The sequence below is a fragment of the Rhodococcus sp. BH4 genome (genome assembly GCF_002079265.1).
Lineage (GTDB): Bacteria > Actinomycetota > Actinomycetes > Mycobacteriales > Mycobacteriaceae > Rhodococcus_F > Rhodococcus_F qingshengii.
The window spans coordinates 4,439,687-4,456,289 of the sequence record NZ_CP014941.1 but is presented as its reverse complement, the minus strand read 5'-3'; the positions used below and the strand labels follow the sequence as shown (position 1 = coordinate 4,456,289).

General features: G+C 61.9%; 17 protein-coding genes and 1 tRNA gene. 11 read left to right on the top strand and 7 right to left on the bottom strand.

The window, feature by feature from the left end:
• The first annotated feature begins 84 nt into the window (after window positions 1–84).
• Window positions 85–489 (top strand): hypothetical protein, encoded by a 405-nt coding sequence (locus tag A0W34_RS20360; protein WP_003945253.1) that lies wholly within the window; start codon window positions 85–87, stop codon window positions 487–489.
• 6 nt (window positions 490–495) lie between these two features.
• Here the strand turns inward: A0W34_RS20360 and A0W34_RS20355 are convergent, their stop codons facing one another.
• From A0W34_RS20355 to A0W34_RS20345, 3 genes are all read right to left on the bottom strand, one after another.
• Window positions 496–705 (bottom strand): YbdD/YjiX family protein, encoded by a 210-nt coding sequence (locus tag A0W34_RS20355; protein ID WP_003945213.1) that lies wholly within the window; start codon window positions 703–705, stop codon window positions 496–498.
• A gap of 2 nt (window positions 706–707) precedes the next feature.
• Window positions 708–2,990: a carbon starvation CstA family protein gene (locus tag A0W34_RS20350; RefSeq protein ID WP_007726338.1), complete on the bottom strand. Its 2,283-nt coding sequence runs from the start codon at window positions 2,988–2,990 to the stop codon at window positions 708–710.
• Between the two features lie 112 nt (window positions 2,991–3,102).
• Window positions 3,103–4,680 (bottom strand): FMN-binding glutamate synthase family protein, encoded by a 1,578-nt coding sequence (locus A0W34_RS20345; RefSeq protein WP_081558846.1) that lies wholly within the window; start codon window positions 4,678–4,680, stop codon window positions 3,103–3,105.
• A gap of 92 nt (window positions 4,681–4,772) precedes the next feature.
• Between A0W34_RS20345 and A0W34_RS20340 the strand changes: the two genes are divergently transcribed.
• Together A0W34_RS20340 and ychF are read left to right on the top strand one after the other, a co-directional pair.
• Window positions 4,773–5,291: a CD225/dispanin family protein gene (locus A0W34_RS20340; protein ID WP_442971940.1), complete on the top strand. Its 519-nt coding sequence runs from the start codon at window positions 4,773–4,775 to the stop codon at window positions 5,289–5,291.
• A gap of 70 nt (window positions 5,292–5,361) precedes the next feature.
• Complete coding sequence (ychF, locus tag A0W34_RS20335) at window positions 5,362–6,441, top strand: redox-regulated ATPase YchF (RefSeq protein WP_030536245.1); 1,080 nt, start codon at window positions 5,362–5,364, stop codon at window positions 6,439–6,441.
• A gap of 18 nt (window positions 6,442–6,459) precedes the next feature.
• Here the strand turns inward: ychF and A0W34_RS20330 are convergent, their stop codons facing one another.
• A complete protein-coding gene (locus tag A0W34_RS20330) occupies window positions 6,460–7,422 on the bottom strand; it encodes a pseudouridine synthase (protein ID WP_081558171.1) in 963 nt (320 codons plus the stop codon).
• Between the two features lie 188 nt (window positions 7,423–7,610).
• Here A0W34_RS20330 and A0W34_RS20325 point away from each other — a divergent pair.
• Window positions 7,611–7,686: transfer RNA gene (locus A0W34_RS20325), tRNA-His, on the top strand.
• 296 nt (window positions 7,687–7,982) lie between these two features.
• On the opposite strand, the gene A0W34_RS20320 is transcribed toward A0W34_RS20325, so the two are convergent.
• Entirely contained in the window at window positions 7,983–9,080 is a 1,098-nt protein-coding gene (locus A0W34_RS20320; RefSeq protein ID WP_198035664.1) for a glycerophosphodiester phosphodiesterase family protein, read from the bottom strand.
• A 62-nt stretch (window positions 9,081–9,142) separates the two neighbouring features.
• Window positions 9,143–9,985: a PE-PPE domain-containing protein gene (locus A0W34_RS20315; protein WP_037126338.1), complete on the bottom strand. Its 843-nt coding sequence runs from the start codon at window positions 9,983–9,985 to the stop codon at window positions 9,143–9,145.
• A 107-nt stretch (window positions 9,986–10,092) separates the two neighbouring features.
• Between A0W34_RS20315 and A0W34_RS20310 the strand changes: the two genes are divergently transcribed.
• The 7 genes from A0W34_RS20310 (at window position 10,093) to A0W34_RS20280 (ending at window position 14,747) form a co-directional block, all read left to right on the top strand.
• The gene (locus A0W34_RS20310; RefSeq protein ID WP_081558170.1) at window positions 10,093–11,058 is read left to right on the top strand and encodes an L-lactate dehydrogenase; all 966 of its coding nucleotides are present in this window, start codon (window positions 10,093–10,095) and stop codon (window positions 11,056–11,058) included.
• Window positions 11,059–11,098: 40 nt separating this feature from the next.
• Window positions 11,099–11,485: a phage holin family protein gene (locus A0W34_RS20305; protein WP_003945275.1), complete on the top strand. Its 387-nt coding sequence runs from the start codon at window positions 11,099–11,101 to the stop codon at window positions 11,483–11,485.
• On the top strand, window positions 11,482–11,847 hold the full coding sequence (locus A0W34_RS20300; protein WP_042448820.1) for a VOC family protein: 366 nt from the start codon (window positions 11,482–11,484) through the stop codon (window positions 11,845–11,847). Before A0W34_RS20305 ends, A0W34_RS20300 begins: the two co-directional genes overlap by 4 nt.
• A 75-nt stretch (window positions 11,848–11,922) precedes the next feature.
• On the top strand, window positions 11,923–12,399 hold the full coding sequence (locus A0W34_RS20295) for an SRPBCC family protein (RefSeq protein WP_030536240.1): 477 nt from the start codon (window positions 11,923–11,925) through the stop codon (window positions 12,397–12,399).
• A gap of 32 nt (window positions 12,400–12,431) precedes the next feature.
• A complete protein-coding gene (locus tag A0W34_RS20290) occupies window positions 12,432–13,760 on the top strand; it encodes a WS/DGAT domain-containing protein (protein WP_081558169.1) in 1,329 nt (442 codons plus the stop codon).
• A 20-nt stretch (window positions 13,761–13,780) separates the two neighbouring features.
• On the top strand, window positions 13,781–14,344 hold the full coding sequence (locus A0W34_RS20285) for a mismatch-specific DNA-glycosylase (RefSeq protein ID WP_081558168.1): 564 nt from the start codon (window positions 13,781–13,783) through the stop codon (window positions 14,342–14,344).
• Between the two features lie 52 nt (window positions 14,345–14,396).
• Window positions 14,397–14,747 (top strand): hypothetical protein, encoded by a 351-nt coding sequence (locus tag A0W34_RS20280; RefSeq protein WP_058226011.1) that lies wholly within the window; start codon window positions 14,397–14,399, stop codon window positions 14,745–14,747.
• A gap of 60 nt (window positions 14,748–14,807) precedes the next feature.
• Here the strand turns inward: A0W34_RS20280 and A0W34_RS20275 are convergent, their stop codons facing one another.
• A complete protein-coding gene (locus A0W34_RS20275; RefSeq protein WP_007726313.1) occupies window positions 14,808–16,505 on the bottom strand; it encodes a fumarate hydratase in 1,698 nt (565 codons plus the stop codon).
• Between the last annotated feature and the right edge of the window lie 98 nt (window positions 16,506–16,603).

The window sequence follows — 16,603 nt, the reverse complement described above, 5'->3', positions numbered from 1 at the left end:
ATCGTAACGACTGCATGCGATAACTCGTGTGTTGCGCTGCAATACTGTGTTTTGAAGCATGCTGATCGGACTAACATTTCCGTCATGAGAATCGCAGCAGCAGTCGGGGCAGCAGCAATCGTCGTTCTCGGGCTCACCGCGTGTAGCACCGAGGATCAGGACAACGCGCAGAACAAGATCAGCGAGGCAGTCACGAGCGGGCAACAGGCGCTCGAGACGGCGAAACAGTCAGCGGGCAACGCCATCGATCAGGGCAAGACGGCGCTGTTCGTCGCCACGTTCCGTGGGGCTTACGCACCGTTGGCGGAGAACCGCGACGACGCAGACATCGAGGAGATCTTGACGACCACGTGTACCGAGGTCGCCAACGGCACGGACGAGGCGGAGGTCAAGACCAAGATCACCGACCTGGCCGAGAACAACGGCAACAAGCCCACCGACGAGCAGGCCGGCCACATTTACGAACTCGCGAAGGCCACCTGCCCCTGACCGGATTCAGCAGCAGCGGGCGCCTGGGTTGGCGTCGGCTGCTGCGTGTCGGCGGCGCCAGAACTCTCGTTCGCTGATCACCGGTGAGTCGGCGTGGTGGCGTCGGGTGTGCTCGACGTAGCGCTGATAGTCGAGATCACCCATCACCGAGCGAACCCACCACAGCGTTCCGCGGAACGCTGTGGTGAGTTTTGCCGTCATGGTCGCCGTCGTCATGGTCAGTGCCCACCTCCGTGTGCGGCGCCGGGCGCCCGGACTTTCCCGGCTTTGATCAGCTCGTCCCATTCTTTCTGGATTTCCTTCTCCGCGGGCGTCGGAATGAAGCTGGCGGGTCCGAAGATTTTCGACGGTTCTTCCGGGGACTCGGTGGTCGGCAGCCCGCCCGCTCGGATTGCCTTGGCACATACGATGATCCCGGCGATGACCACGACGATCACCAGTGACGCGAAGATGATCGACAACGTGCCCTGGATGAAGGTGTTGCGAATGACGGCATCGATGGCCTCCGGAGTCTTCGCGGAACCGTGCGCCGTCTCGCCGGCAGCCTTCGCGTCCTTGAACACGTTGTGCTGAGCCCAGTACCCGATCGCGGGGTTGTCGGAGAAGATCTTCTGGTACGACGCGGTCATGGTTACGACCAGGTCCCACACCAGCGGCACGCCGGGAATCCAGGCCCATTTGAACAGGCCCTTTTTCATGACGATCGTCATGACCACCGTCAGTGCGATCGCGGCGAGTAGCTGGTTGGCGATGCCGAAGAGCGGGAAGAGTGTGTTGATTCCGCCCAGCGGATCGGTGACACCCATGAGCAGAATCGCGCCCCAGGCAGCGACGACGATCAGCGAGCACAGCCACGCGCCGATGCGCCACGACGGGTCCTTGAACTTCTTCGCCGGACCGCCGAAGTTGCCGAGCGAGTCGGAGAGCATGAATCGAGCGACGCGGGTGCCGGCATCGATCGTGGTGAGGATGAAGAGCGCCTCGAACATGATCGCGAAGTGGTACCAGAACGATTTCAGCGAGTCGCCGCCGAAGACGTCGCTGAGCACTTCGGACATTCCGAACGCGAGCGTCGGGGCGCCGCCGGTTCGCGAGATGATCGATTCTTCGCCGACGGCCTCGGCTGCCTGAGTCAGCACGTCCGGTGTGATGGGGGCAGTGCCGAGGGGCAGATTGTTGACGTATTCGGCTGCGGTTTCCGGTGTTCCACCGGTCAGTGCCGCGGGAGCGTTGAGTGCGAAGTACAGGTGCTGATCGAGGATGCAGGCGGTGACCAGAGCCATGATCGCGACAAACGATTCGGTCAGCATGCCGCCGTACCCGATCATCTTGGTCTGGCTTTCCTTCTCGAGCAGCTTCGGCGTCGTACCGGACGCGATCAGTGCGTGGAAGCCCGAGAGTGCGCCACAGGCAATGGTGATGAACAGGAACGGGAACAGTGAACCGGCAAAGGCCGGGCCTTCTCCGTTGGAGGCGAACGGCGTCACTGCCGGCATGTTCAGCGCGGGTCGTGCGACCAGAATTCCGATGGCCAGCAGCGCGATGGTGCCGACCTTCATGAACGTCGACAGGTAGTCGCGCGGTGCCAGGAGCAGCCAGACCGGCAGCACCGATGCGGCGAATCCGTACGCGATCATCAGCCACGCGATGGTGACCTTCGAGAGTGTGAACCAGTCTGCGCCCCAACCGGTATCGGCAACCCATCCGCCGGAGACGATGGCCAGGAGAAGCAGGACGACGCCGATCAGGGAGACCTCGGAAACCTTGCCCGGCCGCAGATACCGCAGGTACACGCCCATGAACAGCGCGATGGGGATGGTCATCGCGATCGAGAACACTCCCCACGGGGACTCGGCGAGCGCATTGACGACCACAAGTCCGAGCACCGCGATGAGGATGATCATGATGACGAACACGCCGATCAGTGCGGCGACGCCGCCGACAAGGCCGAGTTCTTCGCGGGCCATCTGACCGAGGCTGCGCCCGCGGCGCTTCGACGAGATCCACAGGACCATGAAGTCCTGCACCGCCCCGGCGAACACGACGCCGACGATGATCCAGATCGTTCCCGGAAGATATCCCATCTGCGCGGCCAACACGGGTCCGACCAGGGGACCGGCACCGGCGATTGCCGCGAAGTGGTGACCGAACAGCACCCGACGGTCGGTCGGCATGTAGTCGGCGCCGTTCTCCATGATTTCGGCGGGAGTTGCGACGTCGTCGCGGGGCTTGACGATCTTGCGTTCGATCAACCGCGCATAGAAGCGGTAGGCGATCAGATAGGTACAGATTGCGGCCAACACGAACCACACAGCGCTGATGTGTTCACCGCGGACGATCGCAATCATGTACCAGGCGCCCGCGCCGACCAGTCCGAGAACAAGGAAGACGACGCGCGCAGTCGTGGAGATGGGTGTTTTGTCGATGACGCCGACAGGTGGCAGGTCAGGATCGGTTTTCAGGTACTCGACATTTGGTTCCGGCGCAGTCGTCAAGCTCATCGTCGAACTCCGTCCACTAGTGCACGTGTGGCCGCCGTCACAGCGGGCCATCTGTCACTGTAGGACCAGAAGGGTGAATCCGCGCGATCTGAAACGCGGGAGTCGACCGACGTCAGAATCGGTGAGCGTCGGCGTCGATCCAATCGGTGAGCCAGCTCTGCGGCGGGGAGTCGAGCAGTTCGCCCGGCATCAGCCAGTCGAACAGGTCGGCATAGGTGCGAGTGGTGAGACCGTCGACGCGGCGGTTGAGCATTCCCGGTTGCAGTTGGTCGAAGGAATCGATGCCCATCGACGCGATCATCTGTTGTGCGCTGGCGACGGTTGCCTTCTGGAAGCGGTAGACGCGCTCGCTCTTGTCGGGGATGTCGAGTGCGCGGGTGCGTGCCGGATCCTGAGTGGCAACGCCGACCGGGCAGCGGTTGGTGTGGCACATCTGGGCCTGAATACAGCCCACTGCGAACATCATTGCGCGGGCCGCCATCGTGAAGTCTGCGCCCTGGATGATGCGTTTGACGATGTCGGAACCGCTTGCCACCTTTCCGGAAGCGCCGACTTTCACGAGAGGGCGCAAACCAGTTCCCACCAGAGCGTTGTGCACCAGCATCAGGCCCTCGGTCAACGGCATGCCCATGTGGTCCTCGAACTCCACCGGACCTGCGCCGGTGCCGCCTTCGGAACCGTCCACGATGATGAAGTCGGGCGTGATACCGCGTTCGATCATCGCCTTGCAGATTCCGAGGAATTCACGACGCGAGCCGACACACAGTTTCATCCCGACCGGCTTGCCTCCCGACAGTTTTCGCAGGGCCGCGATGAAATCGACCAGTTCGACCGGGGTGCTGAACGCGGTGTGCGCGGGTGGCGAAATCACGGTCTGGCCGACGGGTACCCCGCGGGTTTCGGCGATCTCGGGGGAGACCTTGACTCCGGGAAGCACGCCCCCCAAACCGGGTTTCGCACCTTGCGAGAGCTTGATCGAAATGGCCTTCACCTGATCGAGGCCGGCACGCTCGGCAAAACGGTCAGGATCGAATCGGCCGTCCTCGGTCCGGCATCCGAAGTATCCCGAAGCGATTTCCCAGATCAGATCGCCGCCGTGTTTGCGGTGATACGGACTGATCGCGCCTTCACCGGTGTCGTGAGCGAAACCGCCTTTGGCTGCGCCGGCGTTGAGGGCCTCGATTGCGTTGGCGGACAACGACCCGAAGCTCATCGCGGAGACGTTCAAGAGAGCGATGTCGTACGGCTTCGTGCAATCGCGTCCGCCGAGGCGAACTCGGGGAACGGTGTCGGGGGCGGTCCGTGCGCGAATCGAATGCGTCATGAACTCGTAGCCGATCGCATTGACGTCGCGCTCGGTCCCGAAGGGCTCTTCCGCCAGTGTTCCCTTTGCCCGCTCGTAAACCAGATCTCGCGTTTCGCGATCGAATGGCATTCCATCGGTGGATGATTCGACGAAGTACTGCTGGATCTCGGGTCGAATCTTCTCGAGGAGGAATCGCGCGTGCCCCAGGACCGGATAGTTACGGAGGATGCTGTGGGACTTCTGAGTGAGGTCGTAGGTGCCCATCGCCGCCAGCGCGAGTGTGACGACAGCGATCACCCACCATCCGGGCGAGGCGACAATTGCGAGCGCGGCGGTGCCGAGACCCACTATCCATATCAAGAGCACGATCAGCATCCGAGTCACCTCGAGAGCGTAGGCGCTCACTGTGACACGGCAGCGGTAAGTCTCCACTAGGTTCTGCGATAGAGAACCGAATCCGACTCTCTGGGGGAATGATGACCGAACCGCAATATCCGACCGACCCGCAGGACCCGAAGGAGCAGCAGTATCCGAAGGAACAGCAGTATCCGGCGGGCCAGCAGTATTCAGCCGGTCAGCAATATTCAGCAGGCCAGGAGTATCCGACGGGCCAGCAGTACCCGACCGACCCGCAGTACTCAGCCGGACAGCAGTATCCGACCGGTCAGCAGTACAGCGCGACCCAGCAGTACAGGGCCGCTCCCACGTACGCGGCGCCTCAGTACGGTCCGCCGAAGTCCAACGCGGGATGGGCCGTCGCGTCGATCCTGTTCTTCTGGCCTATCGCGTTCGCCGCGTTCAATCATCTCCACGACATCTACCCGAAGTGGGCGATGGGCGATCACCAGGGCGCGCAGTACGCGTCCGAGCGGGTGAAGAAGCTCGGTCAGATCTCGCTCCTCATAGCCGTGATCTGCTGGGTGCTGTTCATCGCGTTCTACGTCATCTTCCTGGTTGCGATCGTGTCGTCCGTCGATTCGTATACCTACAACTGATCACCTGCCGCGACGTGACGGTGGGGCGAGTACCCGTCACGTCGCTGCGAGGCCGTAGAATCCACAGACCGTGAGCCTTACCCTCGGAATCGTCGGACTGCCCAACGTCGGCAAGTCCACCCTTTTCAATGCACTGACCAACAACGACGTGTTGGCAGCGAACTACCCGTTCGCGACCATCGAACCCAACGTCGGTCTGGTCGAGCTGCCCGATCCGCGGCTGCAGAAGCTCGCCGAGATCTTCGGCTCCGAGCGCATCCTCCCCGCGACCGTGTCGTTCGTCGACATTGCCGGCATCGTCAAGGGAGCGTCCGAGGGCGCAGGCCTGGGTAATAAGTTCCTGGCCAACATCCGTGAAGCGGACGCCATCTGCCAGGTAGTTCGCGTCTTCGCCGACGACGACGTCATCCACGTCGACGGCAAGGTCGACCCGGCCTCGGACATCGAGGTCATCGAGACCGAGCTCGTGATCGCCGACATGCAGACTCTCGAGAAGGCTCTCCCGCGTCTGGACAAGGAAGCTCGCAAGAACAAGGAGCTCAAGCCGGCCCACGACGAGGCGCTCAAGGCTCAGGCATTCCTCAACGAGGGCACGACGCTTTTCAGCGTCAAGGACAAGCTCGACTTCTCGTTGCTGCGTGAGCTGAGCCTGCTCACCACCAAGCCTTTCCTCTACGTCTTCAACGCTGACGAGTCGGTGCTCACCGACGAGGCGAAGGTCGCGGAACTGCGCGCTTCCGTCGCTCCGGCCGATGCCGTGTTCCTCGATGCGAAGGTCGAGCAGGAACTGCTCGAGCTGGACGAGGAAGATCGCCAGGAAATGCTCGACTCGATCGGTCAGACCGAGCCGGGCCTGCACGCTCTCGCTCGCACCGGCTTCCACACTCTCGGGCTGCAGACCTACCTGACGGCTGGTCCGAAGGAAGCTCGCGCCTGGACCATCCACAAGGGTGACACCGCTCCCCAGGCTGCCGGCGTCATTCACACCGACTTCGAGCGTGGCTTCATCAAGGCTGAAATCGTGTCCTTCGACGATCTCGTCGAGGCGGGTTCCATGGCCGCAGCCAAGGCTGCCGGCAAGGTCCGCATGGAGGGCAAGGAATACGTCATGGCCGACGGCGATGTGGTGGAGTTCCGCTTCAACGTCTAAATCCGCGGCTTCTGGTCGTCACCCCACGGGCATCTCGCTGAGCGTCCGACGGGTGACGAACCGCCGCGCTTTCCCCGACAGCGGGTCGGTGAATTCGAGTTCCCTCGCGAGCAATTGGAGTGGGAGAGAATGATCGTCCGGGGCGTCGGGAAGCAGGTCGGGGTATCGCCGGTCGCCCAGGATCCCGGCGCCGAGAGCCGCCAGATGCACCCGCAACTGGTGCATCCGTCCGGAGCGCGGACGTAGAACCGTGTGCAGCACAGCACGTCCGGAGGCGCTCACGCCCGTCCCTCGTGCCTCGATCATGGTCTCGGAGTTGGGTTCACGGCTGTCGTCGACGACGACTCGCAACTCGCCGCGTCGAGCTTCGATGTGGTTGCGGTAAACGAGAGGGACGTCGAGCGCTGGTGAATCCTGGCCCCGCCGGGTGGGTCGCGCCGACACCGCCTCGTAGACCTTCGTGACCTGACGCTTCTCGAACAGTGACTGATACGCGCCGCGCGTCGCGGGGCGGGCCGAGAACATCACCACGCCTGCGGTGCCGCGGTCGAGTCTATGGATCGGAGTCAGATCTGGGTTGTCGAGGCGGACGCGCAGTCGGACTAGTGCCGACTCGCGCAGGTAGCGCCCGCTGGGGGTGGTCGGGAGAAAATGTGGCTTGTCGATGACGACGAGATCGTCGTCGATGTGCAGGATCTCTTCGTGGAACGGCACCGGGTCCTCCGCCGGCAACTCGCGGTAGTACCAGACGAACCGGTGCGCACTGAGTTCTGTGCTCCGGCAGAGCGACTGGCCGTCGATACCCACGAACTCGCCGTCGTCGAACCGCCGATACAGGTTCTCGGCGTCCAGATGGTCGAACTTGGCCACGACGTACTCGGCGATCGTCGCCCACGGCCCAGAGAGCGGGATGCGTAGGCGCGTCGGGCCAACCCCGTTCTTGACGGGCAGCGGTGGGGACATGGACACGCAGGTCATCATCCCATCGACTACTGGTCAGCGGTGATTCGGTGTGGCCTCGACGGGGACGTCCCCGCGGGGACGCGGAAACCGAACTCACAGCGGTGGTCGGTGTAGATCGTCTACTCGAAAATCAGTAGCGCGGACGAGATGCGGGCCCGTATGGTTCGGCAGAGAAAGATCGCAGTCGAAAAGCACTGCGGGCCATACCTTCTGTAGCTCAATTGGTGAGAGCACCCGACTGTGACTCGGGCGACGGCGGATCGTAACCGCCCAGAGGGACCAGCTCAGATACGGTTGAGGTCGGGCCTCTAGGCGCAGAGGCCGGCGGCCCTTTGCCTGCACAGTTGTCGAACGAGTCTGAGCCGGTATTCCCTGAATCGCCGGACAGCATTCCAGTCGCCGGCCATTTCCGCGTCGGCAAGTAGGTATTCGCAGTTGTCCAACTGATCCTTCAAAGACATCATCAGAATTCACCTCCGATCACCCGAGCAAGTACCTGTCCAGGATGCGGCCGACGGGACCCCGGGGACATCGGCCGTAGTACCTGTTCAGGTACCTGCTTCGGTGCGCGGTGGAGGCTACTTCTTGACCGCAGGTGCAGGTAGTGGCATGCCTCGCTCGGCCAGAACGGCTCGGAGACGATTGGGGTAGTCGGTGATGATCCCGTCGACACCGAGGTCGATCAGGGCGTGCATGGTGGCGGGATCATCGACGGTCCACGGGATGACCTTCATGCCACGCGCATGTGCGCTCGCGATCATGTCGGCTGTCGGATAGAGGGTGAAACCGGGATCCCCGACCTTTCCGCCCTGCGGAGTTCCTTGGACGGGGGAGTAGGCGGAGGCACCAAAGGTTGCTACCGCCGCGATGCCGTCGCCACCGAAATCATCGATGTCCAGACCGCCGAGCCACGGTGATACTCCGTCCTTGCCTACCTGGAGAAAGTCGCCATTGGTGAGCGCGACGACAGGCACACTCGGCGCGAGTTGACGGGTGAGCATGAGCGAGCCCCAGTCGAAGCTCTGAATGGTGACGCTGTCCAACAATCCGGCTGCCCGGATCGTATCGAGGACAACAGAGACGAACTGCTCACGCGGGGCGGTCTCGTGAGGCGCTCCCGCTTCCACCTTGGTCTCGATATTGAGCTTGATTCCGGGTGCGTTGTACGACTTCACCAGGGCAAGCACTTCTTCGAGCGTCTGCATTTTCGCTCCCGGAACATTCTGCTGCTCAGGGTATCCGGCAAGGGGGAGAGTGCCGCAGTCCATGGTCTTGATCTGCTGCAGGCTCAGCGTGTTGACGAATTTGCCGACGTACGGGAACTCCGGGTCACCCGCAGTTGCGGGCTCGGTGTCGAGGCATTTCTTGTTCGAGATCTTGCGATCGTGCGTGACGACAGCGATCCCGTCCTCGGTGATCTGTGTATCGAGCTCCAGTGTGCTGACGCCCATTTCGAGGGCATTCGCGAACGCGGCCAGGCTGCTTTCCGTGTACAGGCCGAGCCCGCCGCGGTGGGCTTGGACGTCGAACGTCGAAACCGGCTGGGGCGCTGAACTACCGAACGAACCGGACCAGTCGAGACTGCCGGTTGGCGATGCGCCGGCCGGGGCCGCCAGGGCGGTGAGGGGGAGTGCGACGGTCACGGCGGCACACGACAATATTCTGCTCAGTTGCATGAAAGGAACGTAGAGGCGTCGAATGGCTCGCCGGGGTTCGTTAGGTAAACTAACGGTAAAGGTCAGGCCGCGTGAATGCGCTGCCCGACGCCGCTCGCGTGGACCTTCATCCACGACGCCAGAAGCTCACACCCGGTCAGTCCGCTCTCGTCGAGAGGTTCGATCGCGTAGCTGATGTGTCTACCGCCGCGAGGGTTCTTGAGCTGAAATCGGTTCAGGTTCAACTTCGTCGGCAGGTAACCAAGTACTTCGAGGAACGCGGTGCGAATACGTCGTAGATCGGTACGCCACTGTTTCGGACTGAAACGAGTCTTCTGCGCATTCTGGAAAGCATTGCTACGAAGTAGTTCCCAAACCTTTCCTGCCCACACGCGTGCCTGCGAGAAGGACATCCAGCGCGTCAAGTCTGCGATGTCGCGAATGTAGCTGTCGTCGCTGGCATTACAGATCATGTCCTGCGGGTGCCCGATCCACTTGACCGGAATCCACGGCTGGATCTCGGGTCCGTCGCCGGCAACTCCGTGTCCCTCACAACCTTCGATCACGCCTGCCGGTTGTTGAGGATCGGAGATCAGTCCGACTCCGATGATGTTGGCGCGGTTCAGCGTCGGAAGAGCCGAGCGGATCACGGTGCATCCCTGTGAGTATCCGATCAGCATGACCGGGCCGTCTGTCTGTGCGATTTCGGCGGTGAGGGCCTTCACACCCATCGCGGTGCTGTGCCGAAAGCTCAGGCCACCGTCGGCGACCGGACCGTACGATGCGGGATAAGCGACCCAGCGAGAATCGAATCGACTGTCGAGTTCGTCGGTGACGGCACTGAGGAGTCCGCGCACACGGGCGCCGTGGTCGCCGACGTGGGATTCGCCGGTGCCGCCAACTGCAAGAACGGTTACCTCAGCCATGTCAGCGATCATCCACGTCGATTCTGAGAGGTCTGCATCCAAACCCTGAGAAGAGACTGGCAATCCGTTGTACTGCGAAATCGTTATCGAGCGAGCACCATTTACCCATGACGACGCCGAATCGTTCATCCAGACGAAAAGTGTCCGTTGTCGGTGCGGGAAGTGTCGGCACCGCAATTGCGTATGCGTGCCTGATACGCGGATCGGCCGACGCGCTCGCCCTCTACGACACCAACAGGGCAAAGGTCCGGGCCGAAGTTCTCGATCTCAACCACGGCACCCAGTTCACACCGCCGTGCACTGTCGACGGAGGCGATGACATCTCGGTCACCGCGGGATCCGACTTGGTCGTCGTCACCGCGGGCGCCAAACAGCATCCCGGTCAGTCGCGGCTCGAACTTGCCGCGGTGAACGTCAAGATCGCGCAGACACTGACCGAACAACTGTTGGCGGTGTCACCGGACGCGGTCCTTCTCTTCGTCACCAACCCGGTCGACGTGGCGACCTACGCAGCGATCCAGGCTGCGGGACCGTCGTACCGCGGCCGAATTTTCGGATCTGGGACCGTGCTGGACACGGCCCGATTGCGATTCCTGCTGGCTACCGAACTCGGAGTCGCGGTGGAGAACGTTCATGCCTTCATCGTGGGCGAGCACGGGGATTCCGAGATTCCGCTCTGGTCGAGCGCAACCATCGGCGGAGTGCCGGCAACCTCGTTCGTGGGACCGTCGGGTGGCGTCCTCGGCCCCGACCTACGCGCGAAAGTAGCGAAGTCTGTAGTCGAGAGTGCTTACGAGATCATCGAGGGTAAGGGTGCGACCAACCTCGCCATCGGATTGTCGAGCGCATTCATCGCGGAAGTCGTGTTGCGGGACGAACAACGGGTTCTGCCGGTGTCGACTTTGCAGAGCGGCGTCCACGGACTCGAGCACGTTTGCCTGTCCCTTCCCACGATGGTTGGTCGTGCTGGTGCCGGCCGAGTCCTCGAAGTGCCGCTATCGAAAATGGAGGCTTCGGGGCTCCGATCTTCTGCCCGGACATTGCGAGAGGTGCAGGAATCTCTGGGATTGTGAATATCTGTTCTCCTTGATATCCGACATATAGGATCAACAAATGATCAGCTTCCTGATTCGCGCCGCGATCTTCCTGGGTTCTGCCGCTGTCGGGCTTCTAGTTGCGTCGTTGATTCTTTCGGGCTTCTCGGCGCCCACATCCGGATTCATCGTTGCGGTCGTGATCTTTGCGATTGCGCAGTCGGTCCTGGCGCCGTTCATCGCCACGGTGGCAAAGCGCCATGCACCGGCATTTCTCGGCGGAATCGGATTGGTGTCGACATTTGTCGCGCTGTTGGTGGCGTCGCTCTTCTCCAATCTGTCGATCTCCGGTGTCTCGACGTGGATTCTGGGAACCGTCGTCGTGTGGCTGGTAACCGCCGTTGCGACGCTGGTTCTTCCGTTGTTGTTCGTGCGTAAAAAAGTTCAGGAGAAGAAGGCACAGTGACGCGCCCGAACATCGGTATGGACTACACAGTCCTGGACTGCCCGGATCCGGCCGCATTGGCCAGCTTCTACGTCCAGGTCCTCGAGTGGAAAAGTGTTCGCGACGAGGATGATTGGCACGTGATCGAAGGACCCGGCGGGGAGCGGCTCGCGTTTCAGCTCGCTCCGGATTTTGTTCCGGTGGACTGGCCGACCTCCGGTGTCGGGATCCATCTGGATCTGTTCGTGGATTCTCTCGACCCCGCCGAGGCTTGGGTGACGAACCTTGGAGCGCAGCGGGTGACCGACATTCCGGAGCATCAGACTTTCCGCGTGTACCGCGACCCGGTCGGTCACTATTTCTGCCTGTGCCTGCGGGACTGAGTGTCGACTCGCTCCGATCTCGTCGACCGTGGATAATTCCGAACACTTGTCACGCCCGAGAATTGGAGATCGACGATGGCTTCGCAGAATTCCAACGAATTCCTGGTAGAACGTACGAAGATCGTCAAGGCAGAAGCACCGGTCGTCTTCGCGTTGATCAACGATTTCCATCAGTGGACTCAGTGGTCGCCGTGGGAAGGTCTCGACCCGGCGATGCAGCGTACGTACGCGGGGCCTGACGCGGGCGTCGGGGCTTCGTACGCCTGGGCGGGAAACAAGAAGGCGGGCTCCGGTTCGATGGTGATCACCGAATCCGTCCCGAATGAACGAGTAGTTTTGGACCTGGCCTTCCTCAAGCCGTTCAAGGCGCAGAACGTCACCACGTTTCTCATCTCGCCGAATTCCGGTGAAGTTCAGGTGACGTGGAAGATGACCGGAAAGAAGAATCTGTTCTTCAAGATCTTCGGTTTCATCTTCAGCATGGACAAGCTTGTCGGAAAGGATTTCGAGAAGGGCCTGTCCCAGCTGAAAGCTGCTGCAGAAAAGAGCTGACAAGCCGGTGGTACCGTCTCCCGGTGTTACGGATGACGCCCACCGATGCCCAAACCTTCTGGATTTCGGAGAAGATCCCGAACGATCAGCTGCTGCTCTATTGTTTCGACGGGCAGAGCCAGCACATGGACGAGCTACGACGCTCGGTGGTCGAAAGAGCGTCGCTCATTCCGGATCTCAATGTTCGGATTCGTGAATCACCGTGGCACCTCGACTATCCGGTGTGGGAGCCCATGCCGGTCGACGCCTCCTTGGTGAGAGTGCATGAGCTGCCCGAAAGCTCGTGGCTCTCGTGCATTCACGGAATCGAGAAACTACTCGAGAACCACGTCGACCCGCGCGAGTCCCCGTGGACGCTGCACCTGTTTCACGGCGTCACCGGCGTGCCGCGCTGCAGTGGCCCGGCGCTGATCGCAGTTCTGCAGGTCGCTCATTCTCTGGCGGACGGCAAACGCGCGTCGGCGATTGCTCGCCAGCTGTTCTCGCCGCAACCGCCCGCGAAGCAGAAGACGGACGTGCGGCGTAGCGGATCAGCCGAGATTCTGGGCCGCGCCGCCCTGCGCCTTCCGGGCCAACTTGTTTCGCTGTTCCGCGACGGCCGGGCGGGGCACCGCGCGCAGTTACAGCTGCAGGCGGACACCGAATCGGGAGTTGTTGCGCCGCAGGCGGCGAGCCGTGCGAAGGTGCGCTCGAACATCCCTCCCGGACCGCACCGACTGGTGCGCATGGTCGTGCGGGACAGCGCAGATTTCCGTGGCGACGGCGTATCCGTCACAGTCGGAGCGATGACAGCCATCTCGGTAGCGATGGCGAACTACCTCACCGAGCGAGACGGCTCGGTACCGCCCGAATTGGGAGCTGAGGTGACCATCGCCAAGGCAGGTACACCCACGGCGCGCAATCACTTCCGCAATGCAGGTGTCGGGCTGTTCCCGGAAGTCGATGATCTTCGTGAGCGAGCCCAATTGATCAGGGAGTCGATGGACGAGCGTCGCGCACGTGCGTCCCATCCATCCAGCGCAGCGTCGGATCTCGCGCTGAACGCTGTTCCCGGCCCGCTGGTCCGTTGGGGCGTGCAGCAATACGATTTCACGGCAGTACCCGACGAGGTCACTGGAAACACCGTGGTGTCGAGTGTCGCGCGCGGTGACGCGGATCTGGTGCTCGGAGGCGGCGTCGTTCGGTTCACAGCAGGCTTCCCGAGTTTGTCGCCGGTCATGTCGTTGACCCACGGCGTACACGGGATCGGGGACACTGTGACGATCAGCATCACCAGCAGTCCGGCCTCGATTCCGGACATCGATGTGTACGAGCAGATGATGCACGACGCGATCGACGAGGTGCGCGAAGCGCTGTCGTGACGGCCTGATGTACTGGCTGCATGGGATTCACGCGCGCCGAACTGGAATCGTTCCGAGACGCCGAGATCGAGGATCTGATCGGGCCGGATTGTCGGCTGTTGTTCGTCGGTATCAATCCGGGACTGTGGACGGCGGCGACCGGCGCGCATTTCGCCAGGCCGGGTAATCGGTTCTATCCGGCACTGCTGCGGGCAGGCATCATCGAGCATGCGATCGATCCTTCCGCGGGTATGTCGGACGCTGACACACAGTATCTGATCGATCGGGGAGTGGGCATCACCAATTTGGCGGTGCGGGCAACTGCGCGCGCCGATGAATTGACGTCGGAGGAACTCGCAACTGGCGGAGTTCGGGTCCGAAACATCGTGCGCGCAACCAATCCAGTAGTCGTTGCCTTCGCCGGGATCACCGCCTATCGAACAGCTTTCGGTGACAAGAAGGCGAAGGCCGGGCGTCAGGACCGTGATTTCGAGGGGGCAAAACTGTGGATCGTGCCCAATCCCAGTGGTCTCAACGCACACGAGACGGTGGACACCTTGGCAGCGAAATATCGTTCCGCCGCATCCGAAGCCGGAATTCTCTGAGAGAAGTCGCAGTTCCGTTCGGCCAGAACAAGGTACAAGTTAAAGTGCTTGTATGTCTGTTCTATACAACGTCTTTGTAGTGATTCACCTACTCGGCATGGCTGCCCTGGTCGGTAGCTACTTCACCGTCCTCAAGGCTCCTTCGATCACCGAGGTCATGGTGTGGGGTGCCAGGATGCAGTTCGTGTCCGGCCTGATCATCGTCGGGTTGGGCGAAGGCGCCCTGGACAAGAACTACATTCACGCGAAAATCGCTGTGAAGTTGGTGCTTTCGCTGGTCATCGTGGCGCTTGCCGAGATCACCCGGGCGAAGCAGAAGAAGGACCAGCCCAATCCGAATCTGGTGCACGTCGTCGGCGGGTTGTCGATCGTGACCGTATTCGTGGCCGCGCTCTGGACCTGACAAAGACACAAAAGAGCCCCGGCGATCGAAACTCGCCGGGGCTCTTTGCTGTTGACGTGTCTACAGACCCGGACGCTTGCCGATCGTCAGGGTCACTTCACCGGTGTGCGCAAAGAAGTCGTTGCCCTTGTCGTCGACGACGATGAAGGCGGGGAAGTCCTCGACGTCGATCTTCCAGACGGCTTCCATTCCCAGTTCGGCGTACTCGAGGATGTCGACCTTCTTGATGCAGTCGAGCGCCAGGCGAGCGGCCGGTCCACCGATCGACCCGAGGTAGAAACCGCCGTGCGAGTTGCAGGCGTCGGTGACCTGCTTGGAGCGGTTTCCCTTGGCCAGCATGATCATCGAGCCACCGGCGGCCTGGAACTGCTCGACGTACGAGTCCATACGGCCGGCCGTGGTCGGGCCGAACGAGCCGGACGCCATGCCGTCGGGCGTCTTGGCGGGGCCGGCGTAGTACACCGGGTGATCCTTGAGATACTGCGGCATCTCTTCGCCTGCGTCGAGGCGTTCCTTGATCTTGGCGTGCGCGATGTCGCGTGCCACGACGAGCGGACCGGTCAAGGAGAGACGAGTCTTCACCGGGTGCTTGGAGAGCTCGGCCAGGATCTCCGACATCGGCTTGGTCAGATCGATCTTGACCGCAGCGCCCTTGCCGGTACCCGAAATGCCATCCGTCTCTTCGTCGAGCTGAGCGTCCGTGACCTCGGGCAGGAAACGGCCCGGGTTGAATTCGAGCTGTTCCAGGAACACGCCCTCCGGGGTGATCTTGGCCTTCGCCTGTCGATCTGCCGAGCAGGACACCGCAATGGCGACGGGCAACGAAGCGCCGTGGCGGGGGAGTCGGACGACGCGGACGTCGTGGCAGAAGTACTTACCGCCGAACTGTGCGCCGATGCCGATCTTCTGCGTGAGCTCGAAGACCTTCTTCTCGAGTTCGTGATCGCGGAAGCCGCGGCCCGTGATGGCGCCTTCGGTGGGCAATTCGTCGAGGTAGTGCGCGGACGCGTACTTGGCCGTCTTCATCGCGAACTCGGCCGAGGTACCGCCGACGACGATCGCGAGGTGGTACGGCGGGCAGGCCGCGGTGCCGAGTGAGCGGATCTTCGCCTCGAGGAACTGCATCATCGAGTCGGGGTTCAGGATCGCTTTGGTTTCCTGGTACAGGTAGGACTTGTTGGCGCTTCCGCCGCCCTTGGCCATGAAGAGGAACTTGTACGAGTTCTCATGTCCGGCAGCAGTATCGGCGTACAGCTCGATCTGCGCGGGCAAGTTGTTGCCAGTGTTCTTCTCGTCCCACATCGTGATGGGGGCGTTCTGCGAGTAGCGCAGGTTCAGACGCGTGTAGGCGTCGTAGACACCGCGGGCAATGGACTTCTCGTCGTCGCCGGGGGTGAGCACATGCTGTCCACGCTTGCCCATGACGATGGCGGTTCCGGTGTCCTGGCACATCGGCAGAACGCCGGCAGCGGCGATATTGGCGTTCTTGAGCAGATCGAGCGCGACGAACTTGTCGTTGTTCGACGCTTCGGGATCGTCGAGGATGCTCGCGAGTTGCGTCAGGTGATCCGTGCGCAGGTAATGAGAGATGTCGTGCAGCGCCGTTTCAGTCAGCAAGCGCATCGCTTCCGGCTCGACCTGCAGGAAGGTGCGGCCGTCCGGTCCCTCGACTGTCGACACCCCTTCGGTGGTGAGCAATCGGTACTCGGTGGTGTCATCACCGATCGGCAACAGGTCCTCATAGAGGAAGTCGGCCATCATCTCTCCTGAACAAGGGTGCGTGCGAAGGTCGCATTCAGGTTATCGTTGGGGGTTTCCTTCTCCGAATCGGGGCGGGTGTGAGCTGGAATTATCCG

Bases quoted from the DNA above. Each gene is read 5' to 3' on its own strand.
- A0W34_RS20290 (WP_081558169.1), top strand. From the start codon at position 12,432: ATGACGCCCACCGATGCCCAAACCTTCTGGATTTCGGAGAAGATCCCG.
- A0W34_RS20320 (WP_198035664.1), bottom strand. From the start codon at position 9,080: ATGCAACTGAGCAGAATATTGTCGTGTGCCGCCGTGACCGTCGCACTC.
- A0W34_RS20285 (WP_081558168.1), top strand. From the start codon at position 13,781: ATGGGATTCACGCGCGCCGAACTGGAATCGTTCCGAGACGCCGAGATC.
- A0W34_RS20275 (WP_007726313.1), bottom strand. From the start codon at position 16,505: ATGGCCGACTTCCTCTATGAGGACCTGTTGCCGATCGGTGATGACACC.
- A0W34_RS20280 (WP_058226011.1), top strand. From the start codon at position 14,397: ATGTCTGTTCTATACAACGTCTTTGTAGTGATTCACCTACTCGGCATG.
- A0W34_RS20295 (WP_030536240.1), top strand. From the start codon at position 11,923: ATGGCTTCGCAGAATTCCAACGAATTCCTGGTAGAACGTACGAAGATC.
- A0W34_RS20330 (WP_081558171.1), bottom strand. From the start codon at position 7,422: ATGATGACCTGCGTGTCCATGTCCCCACCGCTGCCCGTCAAGAACGGG.
- A0W34_RS20305 (WP_003945275.1), top strand. From the start codon at position 11,099: ATGATCAGCTTCCTGATTCGCGCCGCGATCTTCCTGGGTTCTGCCGCT.
- A0W34_RS20315 (WP_037126338.1), bottom strand. From the start codon at position 9,985: ATGGCTGAGGTAACCGTTCTTGCAGTTGGCGGCACCGGCGAATCCCAC.
- A0W34_RS20350 (WP_007726338.1), bottom strand. From the start codon at position 2,990: ATGAGCTTGACGACTGCGCCGGAACCAAATGTCGAGTACCTGAAAACC.
- A0W34_RS20360 (WP_003945253.1), top strand. From the start codon at position 85: ATGAGAATCGCAGCAGCAGTCGGGGCAGCAGCAATCGTCGTTCTCGGG.
- A0W34_RS20340 (WP_442971940.1), top strand. From the start codon at position 4,773: ATGACCGAACCGCAATATCCGACCGACCCGCAGGACCCGAAGGAGCAG.
- A0W34_RS20310 (WP_081558170.1), top strand. From the start codon at position 10,093: ATGACGACGCCGAATCGTTCATCCAGACGAAAAGTGTCCGTTGTCGGT.
- A0W34_RS20355 (WP_003945213.1), bottom strand. From the start codon at position 705: ATGACGACGGCGACCATGACGGCAAAACTCACCACAGCGTTCCGCGGA.